This window comes from Agromyces tropicus, assembly GCF_039531345.1.
GTDB classification, from domain to species: Bacteria; Actinomycetota; Actinomycetes; order Actinomycetales; family Microbacteriaceae; genus Agromyces; species Agromyces tropicus.
Genome location: NZ_BAAAPW010000003.1, coordinates 96,344 through 117,046, shown reverse-complemented (window position 1 = coordinate 117,046; position 20,703 = coordinate 96,344). Strand labels below are relative to the sequence as shown.

The window sequence follows — 20,703 nt, the reverse complement described above, 5'->3', positions numbered from 1 at the left end:
GGTTATCCGTTCAGTGCCGCGTCGGCGGCGTTGATCATCGCGATCCACTCGTCGCGGGTGTCCACGGTCTCGGTGATCGCGCCCCCCTGGAGGCCGTCGAGCAGGGCGCCGGCGTTGGTCTCCATGAGGCCGGTCGCCGAGTCGAACAGCGACGTCGGCAGCCCCGGGTAGGGCACCTGGGTCGTCGAGAACCGCTCGTCCGTCATGCGCAGCTGCAGCCAGTCGGGGTCGTAGGCGTTCCAGAGGGTCCACAGCATGCCGCCGGCCGGGTTCTTCGCGTCGACGTTCACGCCCGAGAACTGGGCGAAGACCCCGGCGTCCTCGTACGGCGAGACGCCGAGGCTCGGGTTCGGGTTGAAGAGGGTCTGCCCGAGCGCGATCGGCACGTCGCCGCTCGAGAGCGGGGAGTCCTGGTCCTCGAGCACCTGGAGGGTGCCCGTCGACTTCAGCTCGCCGATGAGGTCGGTCATGGCGGCCTCGCCCCGGTCCAGGCCGTAGCCGGCGAAGACGTTCGCGTTGTAGCTCGCGACCGACACCTTGCCCTCGTACTGGGGGTCGAGGAGCCCCTCGAGCGTGGCGGGTGCCTCGATCCGGTCGACGTTGACCTGCATGAGCGACCCGTTCACGCTGTCCGGCAGCATCTCGGGCGCGCCGATCGTGAAGAACTCCTCCGGCACGCCGAACGCCGTCCAGTCGACGTCGGCCCAGTACCCCTCGTCGGTCATCGCGGCCGCCGACACGAGCGAGCCCGAGATGACGTCGGTGTTGCGGGCGCCCGTGGCCTTGGCCGAGATGATCGCCGAGGACAGGTTGTAGGTGAGACCGCGGGTCTCGATCGTGAGGTCCGGGTACCGGCCGGTGAACTCGGCGATGACGTCCGGCGAGAGCTCGTACCAGTCCCAGATCACGACGCGGCCGCCGTCGGTCTCCCTGGCCGTCTCGTAGAGCGCGTCCATCTGGCGGTCGATCTCGGGCCAGAAGTCGTCGTAGAAGTTCTCGCAGCGCGTGATGGCGCCGACCTGGACGGCGTCGCAGGCGGCCGCCGTCGATCCGTCGCCGCCGGGTTCGACCGGGTCGGGCGCGGCCGCGCCCGGGGAACTGCAGGAGCTCAGCAGCAGCATGCCTGCGGCCGCCGCGGCGATGCCGCCGATCCGGGTGGTTCGAACGTTCATGATCCGGGTTTCCTCTCTGGCGTTGCTCTGGTGGGTGGTGGTGCGGTCGATCTCCGGGCTATGCCGCGAGGACGCGGCACGCCTGCGGTGCGAGCTCGATGAAGACGGAACTGCCGGCCGCGGGCGAGTCCAGGGGGGCGCCGCGAGCGACGAGGCTGCCGACCGCGGTGTCGCCGTCGAGCACCTCGGCCTCGACCTCGACGATCTCGCCGAGGAACTCGACCCTGGCGACGCGGGCGGGCAGGACGTTCGGGCGGTCGGGCGCGGTCTCGTGCCAGCGCACGCTCTCCGGGCGGAACGTGACCGTGACCTCGCGACCCGCGCCGAGGTCGCTCGGGCACGGCGTGACCAGCCCCCGGCCGAAGGCCTCGACGACGGCCGTGCCGTCGTCGGCGCGGTCCCGGACGATCGCGGGGATGAGGTTCACCCGGCCGACGAAGTCCGCCACGAAGCGGTCCGCCGGCCGGAAGTAGAGGTCGCGCGGCGTCGCCTCCTGCACGATGCGGCCCTGGTTCATCACGGCGACGCGGTCGGACATCGACAGCGCCTCGGACTGGTCGTGGGTGACGTACAGCGCGGTGATCCCGAGTCGCTGCTGCAGGGAGCGCAGCTCGTTGCGCATCGTGTCCCGCAGCTTCGCGTCGAGGTTCGAGAGCGGTTCGTCGAGCAGCAGCAGGCGCGGACGGTGCGCGAGGGCGCGGGCGAGCGCCAGCCGCTGCTGCTGGCCCCCCGACAGCGCCGTCGCGGGCCGGTGTGCGAACCGGTCGAGCTGCACGAGCTCGAGCGCCTCCATGGCCCGCTGCCTCGCCTCCTTCTTCGGCAGGCGGCCCGACGAGACCTGGAGCGGGAAGACGGCGTTCGCGAACACCGTCATGTGCGGCCAGATCGCGTAGTTCTGGAACACCATGCCCACGTCGCGCTGGTCGGGCGGCACGTGACGGGTGCCGGTCGAGAGCACCGTGCCGTCGAGCGAGATCTCGCCGCCGTTGCTGGTCTCGAGCCCGGCGACGCAGCGCAGGGTCGTCGTCTTGCCGCACCCGGACGGTCCGAGGAGCGAGGTGAACGTGCCGGGTTCGATCGTGAACGTGACGCCCGTGACGACGGGCACCTCGGCGCCGTCGAGCTCGTAGTGCTTCTCGAGGCCGTCGACCACGAGTCGGCCGCCTCCGCGTGCTGGATGCATGTCCGGTGCCATTTCTGTATTCAGGATCCCGTCGGTGGGTCGAGTGCTCCGACGGGCTGCGCGGGCCGCCATCAGCGTTCGGCGATCGGGGTCGGGACCGCGGCGGGCGCGGGCGGTTCGCCCCAGCCGACGGTGACCCGGGGCTCGGCGAAGCAGAGGGCCACGACGGCGCAGAGCGCGAACGCGCCGACGGCGAGCCACAACGACTGGGCCATCGCGGCCGAGTATCCCGCGACGGCCTCCGGCGGCAGGGCGCCGTCGGTCGCTCGCGCCGCCCCGGCGTCGACACCGGGCAGTCGAGCCGCGAGGGTCGAGCCCATCAGCGCGGCGATCGCCGCCGAGCCGAGCACCGAACCGACCTGCCTGGTCATCGTGTACACGCCCGAGCCCGCTCCGGCCGACTCGCGCGGGAGGTTGCGCGTCGCCGTCGACGCGAGCGGCGCGAACACGCCGGAGATGCCGACCCCGAGCAGCGCCGAGGGCAGGAGCAGGGCGGCGTACGCGACATCCGGTCCGAGCCAGGCGCTGTACCAGGCGAGCGCCGCGGCCGCCGTCGACAGCCCGGCGAGCGCGACCCACTTCGGATCCACCCGGTCGCTGAACCGGCCGACGATCGGCGAGAGCACGCCCGAGACCACGGCCATCGGCGCGAGCATGAGCGCGGCCTGCGTCGGCGTGAGGCCGCGGGCGACCTGGAAGTAGTACGCCAACGGCAGCGGCATCGCGGTCAGCGCGAGCCCGACGAGCGAGATCGCGACGTTCGAGAGCGCGAAGTTCCGGTCGCGGAACAGCCCCAGCGGGAGCAGCGGCTCGACCCGGTTGAACGCCTGCCAGACCACGAACCCGGCGAGCACGACCACCCCCGCGGCGATGAGCGCCCAGACCGTGATCGGGCCGGCGATGACGCCCCAGTCGTAGGTGGGGCCTTCCTGGATGCCGAACACGACGAGGAACATGCCGACCGCGCTCAGGACGACCCCGAGCCAGTCGAAGCGGTGCGCCTGCGTCGCGAGGTCGGGCACGAGGCGCCAGGCGAGCACGAACGCGACGACGCCGACGGGCACGTTCACGAAGAACACCCACTGCCATCCGGCCGCGTCGACGAGCACCCCGCCGAGGATGGGGCCGACCAGCGTCGCGACGCCCGCGACCGAGCCCCAGAGGCCCATGGCCGCGCCGCGCCGGCTCGGCGGGAAGACGCGGGTGATCACGGCCATGGTCTGCGGGGTCATGAGCGACGCGCCCAGGCCCTGCACGGCGCGCGCCGCGACGAGCATCGCGATGTCGCCCGAGAGCCCGCACCACAGCGATGCGAGCGTGAACACCACGAGGCCGACGAGGTACACGCGCTTCGGACCGAAGCGGTCCCCCAGCCGACCCGTGATGAGCAGCGGCACCGCGTAGGCGAGGAGGTAGGCGCTCGTCACCCAGATGACCGAGGTGAGGTCGGTGTCGAGGTCGGCGAGGATCGCCGGGTTCGCGATCGACACGATCGTGGTGTCGACGAGGATCATGAAGAAGCCGATCACGAGCGCCCAGAGCGCCGGCCAGGGTCGCGAGGCCGTCGATCCGGCCTGCGGTCGTGCGGGGGGAGTCACGTTCGCCTCAGTCCCGGTCGGTCGACGCGGCCGGCAGCCCGACGACGGGCTCGCCGAGCAGGGGCGTCGACACGGCGTAGATGCCGTGGTTCGCGAACAGCCAGATGAGGTTGCGATCCCACTCGACGAAGATGCCGTGCACGGGCGCTGCGAGGTCGTCGTCGTCCTTCAGGCCCATCGGCGGCACGAAGTACGCGCCGACCTTCGGGTCCTCCGGGTCGCGCACGTCGAAGACCTGCAGGCCCGCCGCGTAGAACGCGTAGGGGATGACCCCGCCGTGCGGGGTGCCCGTGTTCGTGAAGTAGCCGGAGCGCTTCGGCCCGAAGGAGCCGCGGCGCTGCGCCCAGTCGGTGAACGCGGCCTCCGCGGGCGGCATCGGCCGAGGCATCGTGCGGACGACGCGCGGGTTCGCCGGGTCGCTCACGTCGACCTGGTAGATCTCCTTCGCGGGCTCGTAGCAGTCGGTGTTCATCGGGTAGCCCGACACGTAGACGTAGCCGGTCTCCTCGACCTGCGTCGTGTCGACGTTGTCGCCCTCGGTGCCCGCGACGCTCGTGGGCAGCGCGCACCAGCCGACGTGGTGGATGTTCGCGGGGTCGGAGACGTCCAGCACGAAGAAGCCCTGGCCGCCCTGCGCGGCGTAGGCGTAGCGGTAGCCCGACTCGACCGAGCGGGGCATGAACACGCCCATGCGCGAACCGAACCACGAGGTCCGGTTGTTCCAGCGGTCGTTGCCCGCCAGGTACTCGGAGTCGTCCTCCTCGCCGGCGCGGGTGCCGGGCACCCACCAGGTCGAGAGCAGCTCGGGCCTGGCCGGGTCGGAGATGTCGTAGGCGGCGTGGCCGGCGGCCCACAGTGTCGTCTTGTAGGGCTGGTTGGTGAAGGTGTTGTCGGGGGCGGTCGCGACGAAGAGGTACCTGTCGCCGTAGTAGACGGGCAGGTCGAGCACGCCGTTGCCCTCCTGGATCTCGTCGGGCCCGTGCTTCGGGTCGGTCGAGACCTGCGTGAGCAGGGTCCAGTCGCGCGGGCTCGGGCCGTTCACCTGCCACGTGCGGAACCCGCGGAGGCCCTCCCACTCGAGGAGCTGGCCCTCGACCGTGTCGTCGGTCCACTTGTTGGCGACGCGGCCCCTGAGGAAGTACCGGGGCGTCTCGCTGGCCTGGACGGCGATGTGCGTGCCGAGCGTCTCGTTCCACTGCACCGTGGTGGCGCCGAACTCGGGGCGGGGGTCACCCCAGCCCCACTGCTCCTCGTCGACGATCTTCAGGTCGCGGGGGTCGGTGATGTCGTAGAGCTTCCAGTGGTTGCCGCCGCCGTAGTGCAGCATGTAGCGGATGCCGTCGATGTCGTAGATGCACTGCCACGAGTGGCTCGTGTTGACGACGATCGGGTAGAACGCCTCTGCGGTCGCGTTCAGCGCATAGGTCTCGGGGTCGCGGTAGTCGAGCTGGCCGGGCCAGTCGACGAACACGTCGCGCGGCACCGAGGGCGTGGACGCGGGCGGGAGGAAGGTGCCGTCGGGCTGCATCCCCCACGTCCCGGGCTCGGGGTCGGCCGGCTCGCCGGCGACCCGCTCGAAGTCCTCCGGGCGGTACTTCTTCGCATCGGGTACGTAGGGGGATCCGGCCATGACGCCTCCTGTGGTCGGGAGAAGAATCGGGTTCGGCGCTCCAGCGCGCCGACCCCTTCAGCGTCATCGGCCGTATCGATGCTGTCCAATATCTATCCAGCTCGCTGCCATGACCGTGCGGGCATATCAGCCCGAACGGACCGGATCCGCTGCGGCGTACTCGCGCTCGAGTGCGGCGAGCCGCGCCCCCTCGTCGCGGAGGTGGGCCAGGAGCGCCGCGGCGGCCGGCGACGGCGCACGGTCCTTCGGCATCGTGACGCCGACCGACCTGCGGATCGAGCTCAACGGCGTCGGCAGGAGCTTCAGCTCGCGGTCGTCGACGGCGATGAACATCGGCAGCGCGGCGATCACGTCGGTCGACACGAGCAGGTTGCGCAGCGTGAGCATCGACGTGCACTCGACCCGGTCGGCCGGCAGCGGGAGCCCCTCGTGGAAGAAGACGGCCTCGAGCTCGGCGCGGAGCGCCGTCTGGGCGACCGGGAAGATCCAGGGGAAGGCGATCAGCTCGGTGAGCGAGGTCCCCCGCGTGCCGGCGTGGACCGGATGCCCCGCCCGGGCCACGAGACGGATCGGCTCGTGGTGCAGCCGCTCCTGCTCGAGCCGCACTGGCACCGTCGGCGAGAGCCGCCCGACCGTGAGGTCGAGGTCGCCCGCGAGCAGGAGCTGCTGGAGCGTGTCGGGCGTGCCCTCCCGCACGACCACGGTCAGGCGGGGGTGCTCGGCCTTGAGCGCGGCGATGGCGCGCGGGAGGAGCAGGTTGGAGCCGGCCAGGTGGGTGCCGACCGCGACGGTGCCGAGCTGCCCCGTGCGGAGCAGCCGCACCTCCTCGTCGGCCGCGCGCAGCTCGGCGAGCACGGACCGGGCGCGCTCGATGAACGGCGTGCCGTACTGCGTGGGGGTCACGCCGCGCGGCATCCGCTCGAAGAGCTGCACGCCCAGGAGGTCCTCGACCTCGCGAAGGCCCCGGGTCACGACCGGCTGCGTGATGTGCAGCGACTCCGCGGCGCGCACGAGCGTGCCCTCGTCGGCGATGGCGGTGATGAGCACGAGGTGCCGGAGCTTGAGCCGGCCGTCGAGGAGGCGATCGGTGACCATGCCCCGGACTATAGCCGGGCGGGCATGGCAGTGCATCACAAGAGCATTTGTCGGCATCGTTCGCGCTTCCTAGCCTGAACCCATGCCCTCCCCGACGACGCCGGCACCGACCACGGCCCCGCCCCCTGCGCGGCGCCGGGCCCCCCGCTCGCTCCGCAACGTGATCGGCGGCGAGCTCGTCGACGGCGTGCGCACCTTCGACAAGGTCGACCCCGTCGACGGCGCGCTCGTCGCCGTCGTGCACGAGGCCGGCCCGGCGCAGGTGGACCGCGCGGTCGCCGCCGCGCGCGGCGCACTCGACGGCCCGTGGGGGCGCACGACCGTCGCGGAGCGCGCCCGCCTGCTCCGCAGGGTCGCCGACCTCATCGACGCCCGCAGCGAGGAGCTCGTGGCCGCCGAGGTCGGCGACACCGGCAAGCCCGAGACGCTCGCCCGCGACCTCGACGTCGCCCGCGCCGCGGCGAACTTCCGGTCCGCGGCAGACACGGTCTCCGCCGCCGGGCTCGACGCCTACCTGACCGAGCTGCACGACGGGCGACGGGCGCTCAACTACGCCGTCCGGGCCCCGCTCGGCGTCGTCGCCGTGATCGTGCCCTGGAACCTGCCCCTGCTCCTGCTGACCTGGAAGCTCGCCCCCGCGCTCGCCGCCGGCAACGCGGTCGTGGTCAAGCCGTCCGAGGAGACCCCCTCGTCGGCCATGCTGCTCGCGGAGATCCTCGCCGACGCCGGCATCCCGGACGGCGTGGTCAACGTCGTGCACGGGTTCGGCCCCGGCTCGGCCGGAGAGCACCTCACCACCCACCCCGGCATCGACGGCGTCACCTTCACGGGCGAGTCGAGCACGGGGTCGGCCATCATGCGCGCCGTCGCCCCCCGGGTGCGTCCGGTCTCGTTCGAGCTCGGCGGCAAGAACGCCGCGGTCGTGTTCGCCGATGCCGACCTCGACGCGGCGATCGCGGGCCTCGCCCGGTCGACGTACCTGAACACCGGGCAGGTCTGCCTCTGCACCGAGCGCATCTACGTCGAGCGGGCCGTCTTCGACGACGTCGCCGCCGGCCTCGCCGAGCACGCCCGGCGCCTGCGCCTCGGCCGCCCGGAGGACCCGGCGACCACCACCGGACCCCTCATCTCGGTCGCGCACCGCGAGAAGGTGCTCCGCCACTACGACCTCGCCCTCCACGAGGGCGCCGAGCTGCTGGCCGGCGGCGGGGTCCCGACGCTCGGCGACGGACTCGACGCCGGGTCGTGGATCGAGCCCACGCTCTGGGCGGGCCTGGACAACTCGCACCGGACGGTCCGCGAGGAGATCTTCGGCCCGGCCGCGGTCGTCATCCCCTTCGACTCCGAGGAGGAGGCGGTCGCGCTCGCCAACGACACCGACTACGGGCTCGCGGCGGTCACGTGGACCGGCGACCTGGCGCGCGGCCACCGCGTCGCGCAGCGCATGCGCGTCGGCATGTCGTGGGTGAACACCTGGTACCTGCGCGACCTCCGCAGCCCGTTCGGCGGCATCGGGCTCTCGGGCATCGGCCGCGAGGGGGGCCCGCACTCGCTCGGGTTCTACACCGAGCCCACGAACGTCTGCGTGCAGCTGTGAGCACGACGACCCGCAGCGCGCTCGGCCCGGCCGACCTCGTCGGCACCGCCGACGCCGTGCACGCCGCCGAGTCGCGGCTGCGCGCCGCCGCGTGCGCGCGGATCGCCTGCGCGCCGGTCCGCGAGCTCCTCGGCGAGGCCGACCAGGAGTCCGCCTACGCCGTCCAGTCGCTCGGCATCGCGCGGCGGGTGGCCGAGGGGGCGCGGATCGTCGGCCGCAAGATCGGGCTGACCTCGCCGGTGGTCCAGGCGCAGTTCGGCGTCGCCACGCCGGACTACGGCGTGCTGCTCGACGACATGGTCGCCGACGACCGGCAGCCGCTCGGCCTCGGCGGCTTCATCCGACCGCGCGTGGAGGCCGAGGTGGCCTTCGTCCTCGGCCGCGACCTCGAGTCGCCGACCACGCACGTGGCCGACGTCATCCGGGCGACCGAGTTCGTCCTCCCCGCGATCGAGGTCGTCGACTCGCGCATCGCCGGATGGGACATCCGCATCACCGACACGATCGCCGACAACGCCTCGAGCGGCGCGGTCGTGCTCGGGACGACGCCGCGCGGACTCGACGGACTCGACCTGACCCGGGTGGGCATGCGCCTCGATCACGAGGGCGCCCCGGTCTCGACGGGCGCGGGTTCGGCGTGCCTCGGCAGCCCCGTCATCGCGGTGGCGTGGCTCGCCCGCGCGGTCGCCCGGCACGGCCGCCCGCTCCGCGCCGGCGAGGTCGTCCTCTCGGGCGCGCTCGGCCCCATGGTCGACGCCGCCCCCGGCGTCTTCCACGCGCGGCTCGACGGCCTCGGCGAGGTCCGGACCGAGTTCACCGGGAGCACGGCCACCACCACGGACGGAGGAGCGGCATGACCACGGACGTCGCGATCATCGGCTCGGGAAACATCGGCACCGACCTGCTGGTCAAGGTGAAGCGCCTCTCGGAGACGCTCCGCGTGGTGGCCATGGCGGGCATCGACCCGGACTCGGACGGCCTCGCCCGAGCGCGTCGCCTCGGCGTCGCGACGACGCACGAGGGCGTGGACGGCCTCGTGCGGCTGCCCGCGTTCGACGACGTCGAGCTCGTCTTCGACGCGACCTCGGCCGCCGCGCACGCCCGCAACGACGCCGTCGTGCGCGATCGGGGCCGGCTCGTGGTCGACCTCACCCCCGCCGCGATCGGGCCCTACGTCGTGCCCGTCGTGAACCTCGACGAGCACCTCGACGCCACGAACGTCAACATGGTCACGTGCGGCGGCCAGGCGACGGTCCCGATGGTCGCCGCGGTCTCCCGCGTCGCGCCCGTCGCCTACGCGGAGATCGTCGCGTCGATCGCGTCGAGGTCGGCCGGGCCGGGGACCAGGGCGAACATCGACGAGTTCACCCAGACGACGGCGCGCGCCATCGAGTCCATCGGCGGCGCCGGGCGCGGCAAGGCCATCATCGTGCTGAACCCCGCGGACCCGCCGCTCATCATGCGCGACACCGTGTACTGCCTGGTGGCCGACGACGTCGACCGGGACGCGGTGCGCCGGTCGGTCGCCACGATGGTCGCCGAGGTCGGGCAGTACGTCGGCGGGTATCGCCTCACGCAGGACGTGCAGTTCGACCACGTCGAGGAGTCGTACGTGCCGGCCCTCGGCCGCCGGTTCCACGGCGTCCGCATCACGATCCTGCTCGAGGTCGCCGGCGCCGGGCACTACCTGCCCGAGTACGCGGGCAACCTCGACATCATGACCTCGGCGGCACTGCGCACCGCCGAGCGCCTCATCGCCGAGCGGACGGGAGTACCGGCATGACCGAGACGACGCCACGGGTGTACCTCCAGGACGTCACCCTGCGCGACGGCATGCACGCCATCGCCCACCGCTACTCGGTCGACGAGGTCCGTGCGATCGCGTCGGCGCTGGAGGCGGCCGGCGTCGACGCGATCGAGGTCGCGCACGGCGACGGGCTCGGCGGCTCGAGCGTGGCCTACGGGCAGGGTGCCCGGACCGACGAGCAGTGGATCGCGGCGGCCGCGTCGGTGCTGCAGCGCGCCCGGCTGACGACCCTCATCCTCCCCGGCATCGGCACGATCGACGACCTCGCCAGGGCGCGCGACCTCGGCGTGCGGAGCGTGCGCGTCGCGACGCACTGCACCGAGGCGGACGTCGCCGCCCAGCACATCGGCTGGGCGAAGGACCACGGCATGGACGTCTCGGGGTTCCTCATGATGAGCCACCTCAACGACCCGAGGGGCCTGGCGGGGCAGGCCCGGCTCATGGAGTCGTACGGCGCGGACTGCGTGTACGTCACGGATTCCGGCGGGCGCCTCACCATGCGCGACGTCGCCGACCGCATCGACGCGTACCGCGAGGTGCTCGACCCGGCGACCGAGATCGGCATCCACGCGCACGAGAACCTGTCGCTCAGCGTGGCCAACAGCATCACGGCCGTCGAGCACGGCGCGCTCCGGGTCGACGCCTCGCTCGCCGGCCAGGGCGCGGGCGCCGGCAACTGCCCGATCGAGGCGTTCGTCGCCGTCGCCGACCTGCTCGGCTGGGCGCACGGCGCCGACCTGTTCGCCCTGCAGGATGCCGCGGAGGACCTCGTCCGCCCCCTCCAGAGGCGCCCCGTGCGGGTGGACCGCGAGACCCTCACGCTCGGGTTCGCGGGCGTCTACTCGAGCTTCCTGCTGCACGCGGAGCGCGCCGCCGCACAGCACGGGCTCGACGCCCGCGACATCCTGGTCGAGCTCGGCCGGCGTCGCATGATCGGCGGCCAGGAGGACATGATCCTGGACGTCGCGCTCGACCTCGTCACCGCACGGACTTGGGCCGCCGGAGACGGCGGCACCCTCGACGAGCGCGCCCGGACCGAGGAGGGTGCCGCATGAGCACGGACGTCGCCCCCGCCGCATCCGCCCGTCCCGACGGCCGTGCCCCGTCGGCGACGCCCGCGCCCGAGGACGTCGCCCGCCTCGCCCGCGCGCTCGACGACGCCGAGCGGCGGGCCGCCCCGATCGCGCAGCCCTCGGGCGACGAGCCCCTCGACCTCGACGCGGCGTACGCGGTGCAGCGGGCGCTCCTGTCGCGGAGGGGCGCCCGCGGCGAGCGCGTCGTCGGCCTGAAGCTCGGCTTCACCAGTCGCGAGAAGGCACGGCAGATGGGCGTCCACGACGTGATCATCGGCAGCCTGACCGACGCCATGCGCATCGACGACGGCGGCGCCCTGGCAGTCCGCGGCATCCACCCGCGGGTCGAACCGGAGGTCGCGTTCCTGCTCGGGCCGGACATCGCCGATCCCGACGCCGAGGCCTCCAGCGCCGTCGTCGCCGCCGCCCCGGCACTCGAGGTCATCGACTCGAGGTACCGGGACTTCCGGTTCGACCTCGGCGACGTGATCGCCGACGACGCGTCGGCCTCGGCGTTCGCGATCGGGCCGTGGCGTCCGATCGCCGATGCCGGCGCGCTGGAGAACCGGGCGGTCGTGCTCGAGGTCGACGGTCGCGCCGTGCAGGTCGGCTCGACCGCGGCGATCCTCGGCGACCCGGTCCGCGCGGTCGCCGCAGCCCGCCGCCTCGCGCTCCGGCACGGCCACGAGCTGCGGGAGGGCATGGTGCTCCTCGCGGGCGCCGCGACCGCGGCGGTGCCGCTGCCCGTGCGCGGCGCCGTGGCCGCCGAGGTGTCCGGGCTCGGCAGGGTCGCCCTGCGCGCCGGCGAGGAGGCGACCCGATGACCGAACGCGCCATCACCGTCCGGGGCGGGGCCACGCCGCGCGGCCGATTCCCGCACGCCAGGGTCGCCGACGGGTTCGTGTTCGTCTCGGGCACGAGCAGCCGGCGTCCCGACAACACGATCGAGGGCGCCGAGGCCGACGAGTTCGGCGCGACCCGGCTCGACGTGGCCGTGCAGACCCGTGCGGTGCTCGAGCACCTCCGGGGCATCCTCGCGGAGGCGGGATGCGGACTCGACGATCTCGTCCAGGCCACGGCCTACCTCGTCGACATGAACGACTTCGCCGCGTACAACGCCGTGTGGGCCGAGTACTTCGACGAATCCGGGCCGGCCCGGACCACGGTCGCGGTGCACGCGCTCCCGCATCCGCACCTGCGCATCGAGATCCAGGCCGTCGCCCGTCGCCCGGACGGCGGCGACGCCGGCCGAACCCCCATCACCACCGAGGAGGAACCGTGACCACCATCCCACCCGTCATCGACTTCGCCGCCTGGATCCGCGAGCACGAGCACCTGCTGAAGCCGCCGGTCAACAACAAGCAGGCGTGGGAGCCCATGGGCGACTTCATCGTGCAGGTCGTCGGCGGCCCGAACCAGCGCACCGACTACCACTTCGACCCGTACGAGGAGTGGTTCTACCAGTACCGCGGCGACATGCACGTCGACGTCATGACCGACGAGGGGCCGCAGCGGATCGACATCCGCGAGGGCGAGATGTGGCTGCTCCCCGGCAACGTGTACCACTCCCCGCAGCGCCCGGAGGCGGGCTCGATCGGCATCGTCATCGAGCGCATCCGCGAGGAGGGCACGCTCGAGCGGTTCGCGTGGTTCTGCCCGAACTGCGACACGAAGGTGCACGAGGTCGAGCTGCAGGTGCGCGACATCGTCGAGGACCTGCCGCCGGTGTTCCGCGCGTTCTACGAGAGCGAGGAGGGCCGCACCTGCCCGAAGTGCGGCACCGTCCACCCGGGCAAGGGCTGACCCGGGTGGGCTCGATCGACGTCCACACGCACGTCGTGCCGAACGGCTGGCCCGACCTGGAGGCACGGGTCGGGCCGGGACCGTGGCCGTGGCTGCGCGTGGACTCCGAGCGCGAGGCGATGATCATGCTCGGCTCGAGCGAGTTCCGGCGGATCGGGTCGAACTGCTGGGATGCGCACGAGCGACTGCGCGAGATGGATGCCGACGGCATCGACGTGCAGGTCGTGTCGCCGACGCCCGTCTTCTTCTCGTACGGTCAGCCCGCCGACCGCGCCGCCCGGGTCGCTCGCATCTTCAACGACCTCGCGCTCGAGGTCTGCGCCCCGGCTCCGGATCGGCTGGTCCCGTTCGCCCAGGTGCCGCTGCAGGATCCGGATGCCGCGTGCGCCGAGGTCGACCGCGCGATCGCGTCGGGGCACCGCGGCGTCGAGATCGGCAACCACGTCGGCGACCGCGACCTCGACGACGAGGGCGTCGTGACCTTCCTCCAGCACTGCGCGGACCGGGGCGTGCCGGTGTTCGTGCATCCGTGGGACATGGCGGAGTCGCCGCGGCTGGATCGCTGGATGGCGCGCTGGCTCACCGGGATGCCGGCGGAGACGCACCTGTCGATCATCGCGATGATCCTCGGCGGGGTGTTCGACCGCGTCCCCCCGACGCTGCGGATCGCGTTCGCGCACGGCGGCGGGTCGTTCGCGTTCTGGCTCGGCCGCCTCGAGAACGCATGGCATCGGCGGCCCGACGTCGTCGGGGTCAGCGAGCGGCCGCCGTCGGCCTACCTCGACCGCTTCAGCGTCGACTCGGTCGTGTTCGACCCGACCGCGCTGCACCTGCTCGTCGACACGCTGGGCGCCTCGCAGGTGATGCTCGGCAGCGACTACCCGTACCCGCTCGGCGAGCGCCCCGTGGGCGATGCCGTGCACCGCTCCACCCGGCTCGACGACGCGGAACGCGCAGCCATCCTCCACGGCAACGCGCGACGCTGGCTGGCGCTCTGACCGGTCCGCCGACGCGACCGGACGAGCCCCACCATCCCGAAACGAACCCGACACCCCCGAGAGGCGGAACCTCATGCAGTCGACCGACCCGGCGACGGCCGTGCAGACCATCGACCGCGCCACGTGCACGTCGCTGGACGCCGTGGACCCGCTCGCCCCGTTCCGCGACCGGTTCAGCCTGCCGGAGGGCGTCGTCTACCTCGACGGCAACTCGCTGGGCGCGCTGCCCCGGGGGACGCGGGCGCACGTCGACCGCGTCGTCGCGGAGGAGTGGGGGGTCGGCCTGATCCGGAGCTGGAACGACGCGGGATGGTTCGCGAAGCCGCAGTCCGTCGGCGACCGCATCGCGCCGCTCATCGGTGCCGGCCCGGGTGAGGTGGTCCTCGGCGACTCCACGTCGGCGAGCCTCTTCCAGGTCGCGACGGCCGCGGCCCGCCTCCGCCCGGGACGACGCGTCGTGGTCGCCGAGCGCGGCAGCTTCCCCACCGACCTCTACGTGCTCGAGAGCGTGCAGGAGACCGTCGGCGGCCCCGCGCCGCTGGAGCGGCGCCTGGTGCACGAGGACGGGCCGACGCTCGAGGACGTGCTCGACGAGGACGTCGCCGTCGTCGTGCTGAGCCACGTGGACTACCGCACCGGTCGCATGCACGACCTCGCGGAGGTGACCCGCCGCGTGCACGACGCGGGCGCGCTCGTCGTGTGGGACCTCTGCCACAGCGTCGGCGCCGTGCCGGTGGACCTGACGTCGGCCGATGCGGACTTCGCCGTGGGCTGCACGTACAAGTACCTCAACGGCGGCCCCGGCGCGCCGTCGTTCATGTGGGCGGCGGCCCGCCACCACGACGCGGCCCGACCGGCGCTGACGGGATGGCACGGCCACGCGAGGCCGTTCGAGTTCCCGGTCGGCTTCGAGCCGGCCCCCGGCGTCGCCCGGTTCCGCGTCGGCACCCCGCAGCTGCTCTCGCTCGCGGCCCTCGAGGCGAGCCTCGACGTCTGGGCCGACGTCGACCTGGACCTCGTGCGCGAGAAGAGCCTCCGGCTGACCGAGTTGTTCATCTCGCTCGTCGACCACCGGCTCGGGCGGTGGCCCGTCGAGGTCGTCACGCCGCGGCGGTCGTCGCTCCGCGGAAGCCAGGTGGCGCTGCGCCACGAGTCGGGCTACGCGATCGTGCAGGCGCTCATCGAGCGGGGCGTGATCGGCGACTTCCGAGCACCGGACCTCATGCGGTTCGGGTTCGCTCCCCTCTACGTGTCGCATGCCGACGTGTGGGACGCGGTCGACGCGCTGGAGGACGTGCTGGCGTCCGAGGTCTGGCGGGAACCGCGCTTCGCCCGCCGCGGCGACGTCACCTGAGCGACGGGACCATCGGCCGTTGCCGAAATTCACCATGCGGTGAATAATGCGCGCATGCGCGCCGTCATGCTCAAGGAATTCCAGGAACTCCGCCGCGACCACCGCACCCTCGCGATGCTGATCGTGCTCCCCCTGCTGCTGCTCGTGATCTTCGGGTACGCCGCGAACTTCAACGTCGAGCACCTCACGGTGACGGTCGTCGGCAGCTCCGCGCAGGACGTCGAGGACCTCATCGACGGGAACGCCGACCTGTCCGACCGACTCGAGGTGGTCGCGACCGATCCCGGCGGCGACGCCGACACCGCCGAGGAGGTGCTCCGCGACGACGAGTCCGACATCGCGATCCTCGCCGACGGCGACACCTGGACGGCCTACATCGACGGATCGAACCTCTTCGCGGCCCAGTCCGCGCTCACGCTCTTCGCGCAGGTGCAGCAGATGCTGGCCCAGCAGCAGATCCAGGCCGCCGCGCAGGGCCAGCCCGTGCAGGGCCCGAGCCTCGAGACCGAGGTGCTGTTCAACCCCGACCTCACGACCGCCTGGGTCATGGTCCCCGCGATCATCGGGCTGATCCTCACGTTCATCGGCACGATCATCACGAGCATCGGCCTCGTCCGCGAGCGCGAGGCGGGCACGCTCGAGCAGCTGGCCGTCATGCCGCTGCGGGCGAGCGGCGTCATCCTGGGCAAGATCACGCCCTACTTCCTCCTGGCGAGCCTCGACATGGCGCTCATCACGGTGCTCGGCCTGTTGCTGTTCGACGTGCCGTTCAACGGGCCCGTCGGGCTCTTCATCGTCGGTGCCGCGCTCTTCCTCTTCGTGGTACTCGGCATCGGCGTGCTCATCTCGACCGTGTCGCAGACGACGGGACAGGCGATCCAGCTCGCGATGATGACCCTCCTACCCCAGATCCTGCTCTCCGGCATGATCTTCCCGCTCGACGCGATGGCCGCCGGGGTGCGCTGGATCGGGTACCTCCTGCCGCTGACCTACTTCACGATGGTCTCGCAGGGCGTCATGGTGCGCGGCGCCGGGTGGGACGTGCTGTGGCTGCCCCTCACCGTGCTCGCGGTGATGGCCGTGGTCGTGTTCGGCCTCGCGGTCGTCCGGCTCCGCCGGAGCCTCGCCCCGGCGGTGTCGAAGGCCCGCCCCGAGGCGGTCGCCGAGCCGGTCGGAGCCGGCCGATGAGCGCGACCGGTGCCGCGCAGCGGACGACGCGCCGGGTTCCCGCGATCGCCGTCGAGGGGATCTCCGTCGGGTTCGGCGACGTCCGCGCGCTCGACGACGTGAGCCTCGAGGTGCCCGCGGGCCGCGTCACCGCGGTGGTGGGCGGCGACGGGGCCGGCAAGTCGACGCTGCTGCGCGTGTTCGCGAACCGGATCCGGCCGTCGACGGGACGGGTGCGCACGCTCGGAGCCGACCGGCTCGGGTACCAGCCCGCGACGTCCGGCGTGTGGGGCAACCTCACCGTCTCCGAGAACGTCGACTTCGTCGGGCGCTCCTATGGGATGGCCTCGCGGGCGATCCGCGAGCGCGCACCGGAACTGCTCGAACGGGCCGGCCTGGCCGAGGCGCGCATGAAGCTCGGCCGCGACCTCTCCGGCGGGATGCGGCAGAAGCTCGGCTTCGTGCTCGCGATCCTGCACGATCCCGACCTCGTCATCCTCGACGAGCCGAGCACGGGCGTCGATCCGGTGAGCCGCGTCGAACTGTGGCGGCTCGTCTCCGGCATCGCGGCCGGCGGCGCCGCCGTGCTCATGTCGACGTCGTACCTCGACGAGGCGCAGCGCGCCGGTGCCGTGCTCGCGCTCGACCAGGGCCGCGTGATCGCCTCGGGCTCGGCCGACGAGATCATCGCGGGCGTGCCCGGCGTGATCGCCGTGCTCCCGACGGACGGCGACGGGGTCGAGACCCCGGCGAACGCCTGGCGGCGCGGGGTGCGTCGCCACGCCTGGTACCCGGAGGGCGGAGCCCCTGCGGGCGCCTCGCCCATCGGGCGCCCGGACCTGGAGGACGCGCTGATCGCCCTGACGCTCCGCCGTCGGTCGACGCCTGCGGCGCCCGAGGGCGGTGGAACGGCCGAAGCCGCTCCCACCCACGACGAGTCCCACACCGGAGCCCACGTCGAGTCCCGCACCGAGGCGCACGCCCACGCCCATGCGCGGCACCGCGCGCCCGGCCCTGCGGCGACGCCGATCTCGGAGCCGTCCGAGCCCGAGCGCGGGCCCGGTGGGAACGTGCTGGCCGATGCCGAGGGCGCCACGCGGACGTACGGCAGCACCCGGGCCGTCGACGACATGAGCCTCGCGGTCGACGCGGGCGAGATCGTGGGCCTGATCGGCGCCAACGGCGCGGGCAAGACGACGTTCCTGCGCATGCTCATCGGCCTGGAACGACCGGATGCCGGTACCACCGCCCTCTTCGGCGGGCCGCCCGACAGCGAGGCGCGACGGCGGATGGGCTACGTGCCGCAGGGCCTCGGCCTGTTCCGGACCATCGAGGTCGAGCAGAACGTCGAGTTCACCGAGCGGGTCTACGGCGGACCGCCCGCCGAGCTGCCGCGCGCGCTCGAGGAGGTGCGCCGATCCATCGTCGCCGCGATCGGGCTGGGCCGGCAGCGTCAGCTCGCGTTCGCCCTCGCGCTCAGTCACGGCCCGGAGCTGCTCGTCCTCGACGAGCCGACGTCGGGCGTCGACCCGCTCGCCCGGGCACGCCTCTGGGACGTCATCCACGAGCAGGCGGCGCGCGGCCGCGGCGTGATCGTCACGACGCACTACCTGCAGGAGGCCGAGCAGTGCTCGCGGCTCGCACTGATGTCGCGGGGACGCCTGCTCGGCGTGGGATCGGTCGGCGACCTCACCGCGGGCACCACGGCCGTGCTGGTCCGTTCGGAGCAGTGGGAGGCCGCCTTCGCGGCGCTCGGCGACGCGGGCCTGCCCACCATGCTGACCGGTCGGGACATCCGCGTGGCCGGCGTGCCGTCCGACGACGTGCGCGCCGCGCTCGCCGCACGGCGCATCGAGGCCGCCGTCGACGCGGTGGCGCCGACGCTCGAGGAGACGATGGTGCTGCTCGACCGCGCTCCGGGGAGTGCCGCGGAGTCGGCGGTCGCGTCGTGATCGGGCGGCGCCCGGGCCGGTCCACGACGCGCGACGAGCTCGTCGAGGCCGCCCGCCACGAGTTCGCCGAGCGTGGGGTCGAGGGGGCGACCACCCGGCGCATCGCCGCTCGTGCGGGCGTGGACCCGGGCATGATCCGCCACCACTTCGGGTCGAAGGCGGGGCTCTGGCAGGCGGTGCTCGAGCTGCCCTTCGACCCGTTCCGGCTCGCCGCGCCGGTCCGGCACGCACCACCCGAGGAGGTGGGCCGCGTGCTCGTCTCGACGATGCTCGACCTCTGGGAGGGCCCGCTCGGGGTGGGCTTCCGGGCGATGCTGCGCAGCGCGGTGCAGGATCCCGGGTACGCCGACGGCATCCGGCAGTTCCTGCTGTCCCGGGCCATCATGCCGGTGGTCCGCCGGGTGGCGCCGGAGTCCCGGGACGGCGAGCCCGACCCGGAGCGGCTCGCGCAGCGTGCGTCGCTCGCCGCGAGCCAGGTGATCGGCCTCATCATGGCCCGCTACTTCCTCCGGCTGGAGCCGCTGGCATCCGCCGACCACGAATGGGTGGTCGCGCACGTCGCCCCCACGGTGCAGCACTACCTGACCGGGCCGATCGTCGACGACCGGAACGAGTGAGCCCACCCGGCGACGCCGGGCGCATCGGTCCGCGACTCTCTCCTCGCTGTACACTCGAACCCACCGTGCTCGACGCCGCGTACATTCGAGGAGGCACCCGTGAAGCCCACCGTCCGGACCCTGCTCGACCGCGACGACCTCGCGCTGACGCTCCTGACGGACGCGGCCTCGCTTCCCGACGCCGCCCTCGACGCGACCGTGCCGTGGGTGCACAGCTCCGACCTCGACGACCCCGCCCCGTTCCTCGAGACGGGACAGGTCCTGCTCACCACGGGCACGCAGTTCGGCGCCGACTCCGGACACGACGACCCTGCGCGCTTCGACGAGTACGTCTCCCGCCTGGCGGGTGCGGGCATCGCCGCCCTCGGGTTCGGTACCGAGGTCGTCCGCGACGGCACGCCCGCCGTCCTCGTCGAGGCCTGCGCGCGGCACGGCCTGCCCCTGTTCGAGGTCCCGTACCGCACCCCGTTCATCCGCGTCGCGCGCACGATCGCCGACCTCAACGCCGCCGACGCCAACGCGCGGCAGGCGTGGGCGCTCCAGGCGCAGCGTTCGATCTCACTGGCCGCGCTCCGCCCGGACGGGCTGGGCGCGACGCTCACCGAACTCAGCAACCGGCTGGGCACCTGGGTCGGCCTCGTCGACGCCGCCGGCGCCCTCGATCGCGAGGCGCCGATCGGCGGGCTCGGGCAGCCCGCGCTCGGCGAGGTCGTGGGCGAGGCGCGCACGATGCTGCGGCGCGGCCAGCGCGCGAGCCGGACCCTCGAGGCCGGTGCGTCGATCGGCACGCCACAGCGGATGACGCTGCAGACGCTCGGCGCCGGCGGCGCGCTGCGCGGCGTGCTCGCCATCGGCGACTCCCCCGAGCTCGACCAGGCCGGTCGTGAGGTGGTCACCGCGGTCATCGCCCTCGCCGGCCTCGCGCTGGAGCAGAACCGGGACCTCGACCGCGCGCGCGGCCACCTGCGCTCCGGACTGCTGCGGTCGATGCTGGCGGGCGACGTCGAGCTCGCCGCCGGGGTGTCGGCGGAGATGTGGGGACCGCTGCCGGAGGATCCCGTGCGGGTCGCCGTCGCCGACCTCCCGCCCGACCACGCGGACCGGATGGCGGAGTTCCTCGAGCTGCGCGTCGACGACCGCGACGGGCGGCTCTTCTTCGGCCGCGACGCGGAGTCCGTCGTGATCGTCTGCGAGGACGCGGATCGCGAGGTGTCGGACGAGCTCGCAGCGGAGTTCGACGTCCCCGTCGGCGTCTCCGACGCCGGCACCCTCGCCGACCTCGCTCGGCTGCACGAGCAGGCGACGCGCGCCGTCGAGCGCGCACGGGAGACCGCGCCCGGCGTGGTCTGGTTCGACGACATCAGCCGACAGGGCGTGCTCGCGTTCCTCGCCCGCACCGACGCGCGCGCCGTCGCGCGCGCCACGCTCGAGCCGCTCATCGACCACGACCGCGAGCAGGGCACCGCACTGCTCGAGACGACGCGCACGTGGCTCGAGCACGGCGGACAGTTCGACGCGACGGCGCAGGAACTCGGCGTGCACCGCCACACGGTGCGCAGCCGGATCGCCCTGGCGGAGAAGCTGCTCGGCCGCGACCTGTCGGGCTTCCACGCCCGCGCCGACCTCTGGGCAGCGCTCCTCGCGACCGAGTGACGCG

General features: G+C 73.1%; 18 protein-coding genes. 13 read left to right on the top strand and 5 right to left on the bottom strand.

From position 1 onward, the window contains the following. Positions 1-2: 2 nt before the first annotated feature. From ABD230_RS11565 to ABD230_RS11545, 5 genes are all read right to left on the bottom strand, one after another. Positions 3-1,172 carry a hypothetical protein gene (locus ABD230_RS11565; RefSeq protein WP_344373644.1) on the bottom strand — a complete coding sequence of 390 codons (1,170 nt, stop codon included), beginning with the start codon at positions 1,170-1,172 and terminating at the stop codon, positions 3-5. Between the two features lie 58 nt (positions 1,173-1,230). After that, positions 1,231-2,355 (bottom strand): ABC transporter ATP-binding protein, encoded by a 1,125-nt coding sequence (locus ABD230_RS11560; protein ID WP_344373641.1) that lies wholly within the window; start codon positions 2,353-2,355, stop codon positions 1,231-1,233. A 71-nt stretch (positions 2,356-2,426) separates the two neighbouring features. Beyond that, on the bottom strand, positions 2,427-3,953 hold the full coding sequence (locus tag ABD230_RS11555; RefSeq protein WP_344373637.1) for a DHA2 family efflux MFS transporter permease subunit: 1,527 nt from the start codon (positions 3,951-3,953) through the stop codon (positions 2,427-2,429). 7 nt (positions 3,954-3,960) lie between these two features. Beyond that, a complete protein-coding gene (locus tag ABD230_RS11550; RefSeq protein ID WP_344373633.1) occupies positions 3,961-5,583 on the bottom strand; it encodes an LVIVD repeat-containing protein in 1,623 nt (540 codons plus the stop codon). A gap of 126 nt (positions 5,584-5,709) precedes the next feature. Further along, positions 5,710-6,678: a LysR substrate-binding domain-containing protein gene (locus ABD230_RS11545; protein WP_344373631.1), complete on the bottom strand. Its 969-nt coding sequence runs from the start codon at positions 6,676-6,678 to the stop codon at positions 5,710-5,712. Positions 6,679-6,760: 82 nt separating this feature from the next. Between ABD230_RS11545 and ABD230_RS11540 the strand changes: the two genes are divergently transcribed. The 13 genes from ABD230_RS11540 to ABD230_RS11480 all read left to right on the top strand — a co-directional run bounded on the left by ABD230_RS11540 (position 6,761) and on the right by ABD230_RS11480 (position 20,699). After that, complete coding sequence (locus ABD230_RS11540) at positions 6,761-8,275, top strand: 2-hydroxymuconic semialdehyde dehydrogenase (RefSeq protein WP_344373629.1); 1,515 nt, start codon at positions 6,761-6,763, stop codon at positions 8,273-8,275. Continuing rightward, a complete protein-coding gene (locus tag ABD230_RS11535) occupies positions 8,272-9,132 on the top strand; it encodes a 2-keto-4-pentenoate hydratase (RefSeq protein WP_344373616.1) in 861 nt (286 codons plus the stop codon). The genes ABD230_RS11540 and ABD230_RS11535 overlap by 4 nt, the downstream gene beginning before the upstream one ends. Beyond that, the gene (locus ABD230_RS11530) at positions 9,129-10,058 is read left to right on the top strand and encodes an acetaldehyde dehydrogenase (acetylating) (protein WP_344373612.1); all 930 of its coding nucleotides are present in this window, start codon (positions 9,129-9,131) and stop codon (positions 10,056-10,058) included. Before ABD230_RS11535 ends, ABD230_RS11530 begins: the two co-directional genes overlap by 4 nt. Beyond that, positions 10,055-11,137, top strand: a complete 1,083-nt coding sequence (dmpG, locus tag ABD230_RS11525; RefSeq protein ID WP_344373608.1) for a 4-hydroxy-2-oxovalerate aldolase — start codon at positions 10,055-10,057, stop codon at positions 11,135-11,137. The genes ABD230_RS11530 and dmpG overlap by 4 nt, the downstream gene beginning before the upstream one ends. Continuing rightward, on the top strand, positions 11,134-11,979 hold the full coding sequence (locus ABD230_RS11520; RefSeq protein ID WP_344373596.1) for a 2-keto-4-pentenoate hydratase: 846 nt from the start codon (positions 11,134-11,136) through the stop codon (positions 11,977-11,979). Before dmpG ends, ABD230_RS11520 begins: the two co-directional genes overlap by 4 nt. Beyond that, positions 11,976-12,437 carry a RidA family protein gene (locus ABD230_RS11515; RefSeq protein WP_344373585.1) on the top strand — a complete coding sequence of 154 codons (462 nt, stop codon included), beginning with the start codon at positions 11,976-11,978 and terminating at the stop codon, positions 12,435-12,437. Before ABD230_RS11520 ends, ABD230_RS11515 begins: the two co-directional genes overlap by 4 nt. Next, positions 12,434-12,958 (top strand): 3-hydroxyanthranilate 3,4-dioxygenase, encoded by a 525-nt coding sequence (locus ABD230_RS11510; protein WP_344373578.1) that lies wholly within the window; start codon positions 12,434-12,436, stop codon positions 12,956-12,958. The genes ABD230_RS11515 and ABD230_RS11510 overlap by 4 nt, the downstream gene beginning before the upstream one ends. Before the next feature lie 5 nt (positions 12,959-12,963). Then, positions 12,964-13,956, top strand: a complete 993-nt coding sequence (locus tag ABD230_RS11505) for an amidohydrolase family protein (RefSeq protein WP_344373574.1) — start codon at positions 12,964-12,966, stop codon at positions 13,954-13,956. Between the two features lie 73 nt (positions 13,957-14,029). Continuing rightward, positions 14,030-15,310: a kynureninase gene (kynU, locus tag ABD230_RS11500; protein WP_344373572.1), complete on the top strand. Its 1,281-nt coding sequence runs from the start codon at positions 14,030-14,032 to the stop codon at positions 15,308-15,310. 54 nt (positions 15,311-15,364) lie between these two features. After that, positions 15,365-16,498 carry an ABC transporter permease gene (locus ABD230_RS11495; protein WP_344373567.1) on the top strand — a complete coding sequence of 378 codons (1,134 nt, stop codon included), beginning with the start codon at positions 15,365-15,367 and terminating at the stop codon, positions 16,496-16,498. Beyond that, positions 16,495-18,429, top strand: coding sequence for an ATP-binding cassette domain-containing protein (locus ABD230_RS11490; protein ID WP_344373564.1), 1,935 nt, complete (start codon positions 16,495-16,497; stop codon positions 18,427-18,429). Before ABD230_RS11495 ends, ABD230_RS11490 begins: the two co-directional genes overlap by 4 nt. Next, positions 18,426-19,046, top strand: coding sequence for a TetR/AcrR family transcriptional regulator (locus tag ABD230_RS11485; protein ID WP_344373549.1), 621 nt, complete (start codon positions 18,426-18,428; stop codon positions 19,044-19,046). Before ABD230_RS11490 ends, ABD230_RS11485 begins: the two co-directional genes overlap by 4 nt. Positions 19,047-19,145: 99 nt before the next feature. Next, positions 19,146-20,699 carry a PucR family transcriptional regulator gene (locus ABD230_RS11480; RefSeq protein ID WP_344373547.1) on the top strand — a complete coding sequence of 518 codons (1,554 nt, stop codon included), beginning with the start codon at positions 19,146-19,148 and terminating at the stop codon, positions 20,697-20,699. Positions 20,700-20,703 lie beyond the last annotated feature (4 nt).

Bases quoted from the DNA above. Each gene is read 5' to 3' on its own strand.
- ABD230_RS11520 (WP_344373596.1), top strand. From the start codon at position 11,134: ATGAGCACGGACGTCGCCCCCGCCGCATCCGCCCGTCCCGACGGCCGT.
- ABD230_RS11560 (WP_344373641.1), bottom strand. From the start codon at position 2,355: ATGCATCCAGCACGCGGAGGCGGCCGACTCGTGGTCGACGGCCTCGAG.
- ABD230_RS11545 (WP_344373631.1), bottom strand. From the start codon at position 6,678: ATGGTCACCGATCGCCTCCTCGACGGCCGGCTCAAGCTCCGGCACCTC.
- ABD230_RS11495 (WP_344373567.1), top strand. From the start codon at position 15,365: ATGCGCGCCGTCATGCTCAAGGAATTCCAGGAACTCCGCCGCGACCAC.
- kynU (WP_344373572.1), top strand. From the start codon at position 14,030: ATGCAGTCGACCGACCCGGCGACGGCCGTGCAGACCATCGACCGCGCC.
- ABD230_RS11565 (WP_344373644.1), bottom strand. From the start codon at position 1,172: ATGAACGTTCGAACCACCCGGATCGGCGGCATCGCCGCGGCGGCCGCA.
- ABD230_RS11515 (WP_344373585.1), top strand. From the start codon at position 11,976: ATGACCGAACGCGCCATCACCGTCCGGGGCGGGGCCACGCCGCGCGGC.
- ABD230_RS11530 (WP_344373612.1), top strand. From the start codon at position 9,129: ATGACCACGGACGTCGCGATCATCGGCTCGGGAAACATCGGCACCGAC.
- ABD230_RS11550 (WP_344373633.1), bottom strand. From the start codon at position 5,583: ATGGCCGGATCCCCCTACGTACCCGATGCGAAGAAGTACCGCCCGGAG.
- ABD230_RS11540 (WP_344373629.1), top strand. From the start codon at position 6,761: ATGCCCTCCCCGACGACGCCGGCACCGACCACGGCCCCGCCCCCTGCG.
- dmpG (WP_344373608.1), top strand. From the start codon at position 10,055: ATGACCGAGACGACGCCACGGGTGTACCTCCAGGACGTCACCCTGCGC.
- ABD230_RS11490 (WP_344373564.1), top strand. From the start codon at position 16,495: ATGAGCGCGACCGGTGCCGCGCAGCGGACGACGCGCCGGGTTCCCGCG.